This window comes from Streptomyces sp. NPDC086080, from assembly GCF_044540255.1.
Classification (GTDB): domain Bacteria; phylum Actinomycetota; class Actinomycetes; order Streptomycetales; family Streptomycetaceae; genus Streptomyces.
In genome coordinates, this window is the sequence record NZ_JBITRU010000086.1 from 1 (window position 1) to 5,234 (window position 5,234).

At 71.7% G+C, this 5,234-nt stretch carries 5 protein-coding genes; 1 reads left to right on the forward strand and 4 read right to left on the reverse strand.

Going from position 1 to position 5,234, the window contains the following annotated elements; genetic code table 11:
* Positions 1 to 447: 447 nt before the first annotated feature.
* The 4 genes from ACIF9R_RS37985 to ACIF9R_RS38000 all read right to left on the reverse strand — a co-directional run bounded on the left by ACIF9R_RS37985 (position 448) and on the right by ACIF9R_RS38000 (position 3,750).
* Entirely contained in the window at positions 448 to 1,971 is a 1,524-nt protein-coding gene (locus tag ACIF9R_RS37985) for a UvrD-helicase domain-containing protein (protein ID WP_399987652.1), read from the reverse strand.
* Positions 1,968 to 2,444 carry a hypothetical protein gene (locus ACIF9R_RS37990; RefSeq protein WP_399987654.1) on the reverse strand — a complete coding sequence of 159 codons (477 nt, stop codon included), beginning with the start codon at positions 2,442 to 2,444 and terminating at the stop codon, positions 1,968 to 1,970. Before ACIF9R_RS37990 ends, ACIF9R_RS37985 begins: the two co-directional genes overlap by 4 nt.
* Positions 2,414 to 3,316, reverse strand: coding sequence for a DUF6083 domain-containing protein (locus ACIF9R_RS37995; RefSeq protein ID WP_399987656.1), 903 nt, complete (start codon positions 3,314 to 3,316; stop codon positions 2,414 to 2,416). Before ACIF9R_RS37995 ends, ACIF9R_RS37990 begins: the two co-directional genes overlap by 31 nt.
* A 170-nt stretch (positions 3,317 to 3,486) precedes the next feature.
* Positions 3,487 to 3,750, reverse strand: coding sequence for a helix-turn-helix transcriptional regulator (locus tag ACIF9R_RS38000; protein WP_399987658.1), 264 nt, complete (start codon positions 3,748 to 3,750; stop codon positions 3,487 to 3,489).
* A gap of 176 nt (positions 3,751 to 3,926) precedes the next feature.
* On the opposite strand from ACIF9R_RS38000, the gene ACIF9R_RS38005 reads away from it, so the two are divergent.
* Positions 3,927 to 4,994: a hypothetical protein gene (locus tag ACIF9R_RS38005; RefSeq protein ID WP_399987660.1), complete on the forward strand. Its 1,068-nt coding sequence runs from the start codon at positions 3,927 to 3,929 to the stop codon at positions 4,992 to 4,994.
* Positions 4,995 to 5,234: the final 240 nt, after the last annotated feature.

Below are 5,234 nucleotides of genomic sequence, written 5' to 3' on the forward strand. Positions count from 1 at the left end.
TGGACGAGGGCGGCTACGAGATCGTCCGTCGCGACACCACGCGCCGCGAACATCACGTGACCAACGAGATCGACACCGGCCGGATCGCGGGCGACCTCACCAAATGGCTGGCCGCCCGCACGTTCCAAAACACGGCCTAGACCCTCCGCGTCGTCCTCCTGCTGTACGGAGAACAAGTCAGGCTGATCCGGCAAGTCCCCCTCCACCCCCGCATCACGCGCGTCCCTGGATCAGCATGACCGCTACCGGGCTCAAAGGGTTTGGAAACCACAAAACTTGTCTTTTTTCCTTTCCCAGCCCCAGCCGCAGCAGTGAGCGTGTGTCAGGCGCATGGGGATCGCCGAGGTGTCTATCGTCCGTCGCGCTGGAGCGGGGCCTCGCGTCGAGCCTGGCCGTCCCGGAAGGGGTGCGGGCCGGTCGGCAGGCCGATCTGGCTGGCACCCGGCTTCATGTCCTGGCAGCGACAGGAGGCTGTGGCAGCGCCGGTGGACGGGGGCGGTCGTGGCCGAGCGGGGGGCCGTCGGGATGGTCATGGATCCAGGACAGTCCGCCCAGGTCGAGGCGTTGGCGGGTGCGGGTGACCGCTACATAGGCCAGGCGGGCTTCGGCGTCGTCGATGGGATCGGGTGTCGGCGGGGAGCCTGTCTGCTCGTCGGGCGTGTTGTCCTTGGGACGAGCGAAGTCGTCCGCGATGAGCACGCGGGGCCATTCACGCCCTTTCGCCTTGTGGGCGGTGGAGACGGTGACCTGGGCGTGCGGCTCGGGGGCGAGGTGGGCGACGGCGGTGAGGATGGCGTCGGTGCCGTGGGTGTCGACCAGGTTGACCAGGGGCTGCAGGTCGCGGCCAGCCGGGTCGTGGGCGGCGTAGTCCTGCAGGTCGCCCCAGGAGGCAAAGAGGACGAGTTCGGGGTGGTGGGTGCGGCGGCCTTCTTTCAGGTCGCGGGCGGCGAGGGCCAGGGCCTGCAGGCTGTCTCCTCCCCCGGCCAGGGCGACCCGGTGGCCGGCGGCCATGAGGGTCATGACGTGGGCCATGGCACCGACGTTGGTGCGGCACAGGACGGCGTCCGGCTGGGTGACGGGGCCGAGTTCGGTGGGCACGGTAGGGGTGCCGGTGAGGCGGATGGGTGCGTCGGCGAGGTGCAGCCAGCGGTTGGCCTCCTGGGCGAGTTCGGGGCCGAAGCGGAAGGACTGGGACAGCGTCAGGTGGGTGCCGTCGAAGCCGGTCAGGATGTCTTTGGCGCCGCGCCACTGGTAGATGGCCTGGGCAGAGTCGCCGACCATGACGAGCTGGGCGTGGTCGCGCTGGCTCAGGAAGACCTGTTCGACGACGGGGTTGGTGTCCTGGGCCTCGTCCAGCAGCAGGAAGTCGGCCTGGATGCGTGGCCGGGCAAGTGCCCAGATCTTGAGGTAGTGGTCGTGGTCGAAGCGGACGGCGCCGTCGTCGGGGTGCTGCAGGTCGGCCCAGGCTTTGCGGGCGAACGGCACGAGGTGGGCGGCGAGTCGGGCGTGGAGGTCGGGGTCATCCAGGCCTCGCAGGCGGGGGACGTGGTGGCGGGTGATGACCTCGTCCGCGGTGTGGCAGAAGCGGGTGACGGTGCGCAGGGCGGCGTTGGACAGTGCGCGTTGGGAGATCTCGCGGTCACCGATGCGGACGGCTTTGATCAGGCCGAGGGCTTGTCCGGTCTGCCAGGCTGGGCGGCGGGGGGCGTTCAGGCGGCGGGTGTAGCGGTGGCCGACGGCGGCGTAGGCGAGGGCGTGGGCGGTCTTGCACTGCACCGTGGTCGGGAAGCGGGCGGCTGCGTCCTGGGCGATGGCCCGGTTGTAGGCGAGGTAGCGGCCGCGGCGGGTGGTGGCGCGGGCGAGCAAAGTCAGGGTGGTGGTCTTGCCGGTGCCGGCGCCGGCCTGCAGGGCCAGGTGGTCGCCGGCGTGGAAGGCGTCGGCGGCTGCCGTCTGTTCGTCGGTGAGGTTCACGGCATGGGCCTCTCGGGGAGCCGGGTGAGTGCGTGCCCGACGGCGGCCAGCAGGTAGGCGGGGGTGGTGTGGGCCAGCAGGTGGCGCACCGCGCGGTCGAGGCGGTCAGCCTCCCGGTCGGCGTGCTCGGCCAGGGACCGGCGCACGGCCAGTTCCAGGAAGCGCTCAGTGCTCTGCTGGGCGCCGCGGGCGTTGGTGGTGAGGGCGGCGTGCACGGCGGGCGGGAAGGCGGCGTTGAGCAGCACGCTGTGGTCGGCGTCCGGGTAGTGGGTGGTGATCACGTCGATGGGCAGATGTGTGCCGAGGCGGTGGCGCAGCCGGCGGGCGGCGCGCTGGGGCGTCTTGGCGACGACGAGGGCCATCAGGCGGGTGGCGTCGTGGTTGGCGGCGAGCGGCAGCAGGCCGGCGGCGCGGTGCAGTGCCGCCGACGGCAGGGGGCGGGTCAGTGTGATTTCCAGGGCGTGGTGCGGCACGGGTCATCCCCTTCGGTGCGGGCGGGGCGGGGGGTGGGGTGGGGCAGGTGGGTCTGGATGTGTGCCGCGTGCAGGAGGGGGTCGAAGGGTTCCCAGCCTGCCAGGGCGAGGTCGGCGGCGCCGAGGACGGTGGCGTGCGCGGGGCAGCGTTGAGTGCGCCAGCGCAGCTGTTCGCCGTAGGGGAGGTGGCCCAGGTCGTAGATGGCCATCAGGGCGTCGGGCAGGGTGAGTGGGCCGTGCCGGGCGGTGGTGGGCAGGAGTTTCCAGGTCCCGGCCGGGCCTGTGGGGGCGAGGACGGGGTGGGGGCAGCGGTGGCGGTGGCGGGTCTGGGTGACGCCGCGCAGGTCTTCGAGCCGCTGCTGGGCGAGGTAGCGGGACAGCAGCAGCTGGACGACGGGGCGGTCGGGTCCGCCGGTGTGGTGGGCGGTGGGTTGAGGGGTGGCGGGTGGGGCGGGGGTGAGGGCCCCGGTGTCGATCAGGCGGCGGGCACGGACGGCGAGTTGGCGGCGGATCGCCTCGAGGCGGGGGCCGGCCTGACAGGTGGGGGTGCGGTGGGGGCAGAGCACGGCATGCGGGATGCGGCACCAGGCGCTGTTGTCACCGTGCGGGTAAGCGGTACCGCCGCTGAGGTGCCAGCGGCAGGATTCGGGGACGTCGATGACGGCCAGTTCCGCGGGGTGCAGGGCGATGGGCCGCTGGTCAGGGCGCTGGTAGAGGTCGATACGGCTGCCGCACTGGCGGCAGCCGCCGGTTTGGCCGACGCGCAGCAGGCGGCTGGGACTGGTGGTGGTCACCCGCAGCGGGCGGGGGCAGTGAGGGGCACGGGGGCTGCCGTCCCAGTGGCGGCCGTCGAGAACGGGCGTGAGGCACATGGACCGGACCGTGCCAGGCGACACGCAGACATGAGCAACGTGTCGCGGGGATGTCCCACGACCAGCCCAACGAGCCCGCACGCATGAGCGTTACTACGTATGGCCGTTCTATGCCCGATTACCCGATCGGGTGATTCACGACGTGGCGCACACCGGGACGGAGCGAGGGTTCATGAAGCGGCCGTGCCGGGCGGGGTGTGGTCCTCGCACAGGGCACCCAGGAAGCGCTCGATGGGCACATCGAAGGTGTGGGCGAGGGTGTGCCAGGTGGTGACACTGCCGGTGGTGCGGCCATGTTCGAGGTCAATGAGGGTGCGCCGGGCCAGCCCGCTGCGGTCGGCGAGCTCGTCGAAGGTCCAGCCGCGTTCGGCCCGCAGGCGCGCGAGCACGACGCGCAGCGCAGTGAGGTCGGGGTCGGGCGGCAAGATCGTCACCCGACCATCCGACGGTGCAGACCCTTGCCCTGTCAGTGCGGGTTTCTGCACTTTCGCCGGGGGTGGAGGGGGTGAAATTCGCGGTGCGGGAATCTGCACTACGGTGCGTCCGTCTCGGGGGCCCGTCACGGTGGACCCCCCGCCACGGCGCAGACAGACAGGAGGGCGGCCAGCCCATGAGGCTCGGTGGCGCACATGCCGCAGTGCGGCGTATCTGGACGGTGGAACTGCGTCCGCAGGCGGGCGGCCCCACACTGGTCTGCCCCTCGTGCACCGCCCGCACCTTTCCCCTGCAGGCATCCTCCGCGCGGTCGGCCGCCCTGGCGCATCTGGCCTGCCATGTCCGTGCGGACGCCTTGCCGGCGTATCTGCGCAGCTGCCAGTGCCGGCTGCAGGGCTGTGTCTGGCATCCGCCTCATCGCGGCTGTGCCGGGCGGGTGCTGCTGGCCCTGACCCGCGACCTCGGCGGCCGCACCTGGCGGCTGGCCGACGCGTGCGCGGCCTGCGCGGCGGCAACCAGCCACACCGCCGTTGTGCCCGACACCCTGCTCAGCCCTCGCCGACCGGCCGCATCAGCCCCCGTCCGGCCGCGGGCGCACGGAGACGAGCCGCAACGGGTACGGGAGATGCTCACCTACCTCGCCTCCGCACTCGGCTGCGTCACGTCTCCCGCCGCCCGCCTGCTGGCCCTGCAATGCGCTCTGCGCGCCGATACACACGGCTGCGCCCGGCTGTCGGCCGGCCTGCTGCGCGGTATGCGCCTGCACCGGCGCACCGAGGCGTGGCAGGAACTGGCCGAGGACGGCTGGCTCGACCTGTCCGCCCCCCGGACAGCACCGCTGCAGGTGCGGCTGCTCGACGACGCAGCGCTGGACCAGGCCCCGGGCCGCAGTGCCCGCCGGCGCGCCGCCCACTGGGCCCTCAAGCCCGCCCCGCTCATCGTTCCGGCGACGGCAAAACCCGCAGAACGGCTGACTGCCCTGGTCCTGGCCGCCCACACCACGGCTGCCGGCTCCACGGCCGACATGGCCGTCGTTGCCCGTCTGTGCGGGTACTCCCCTCAGCAGACCGGCGTACTGCTCGACCGGCTGGTTGCCGCCCGTACCCTGACGACCTGGCACCATCAGCGCGACACCGACGAGGTGCGCTGGCAGTCGGCTGCTCCCCATCACCGGCCCGTCTCGCCTCCGCGGGCTCCTCTTCGCACTGACCGCTGCCAGGTTCGGTCAAAGAGCTTGGAGTAGAAGGTGATCGGGCCTTCCAGCTCGGCGAACGTAGGACGTACGCCGGACTCATGGCATGGCGGTCTTTCATCCAAGATGATGCTTCATCGACAGTCGATACAGCCTCTCTCAGTTGGGGCCCCAGTCCGGCCGCCGGTCAAATCCACTAGGCACTGTCCGGCGGATCATGTGACTTTCCGACCGGTCGCTCGTTGGTTGGGTCATGGGCCGGGGGGATCTGACGAATCGCGAGTGGTCGTT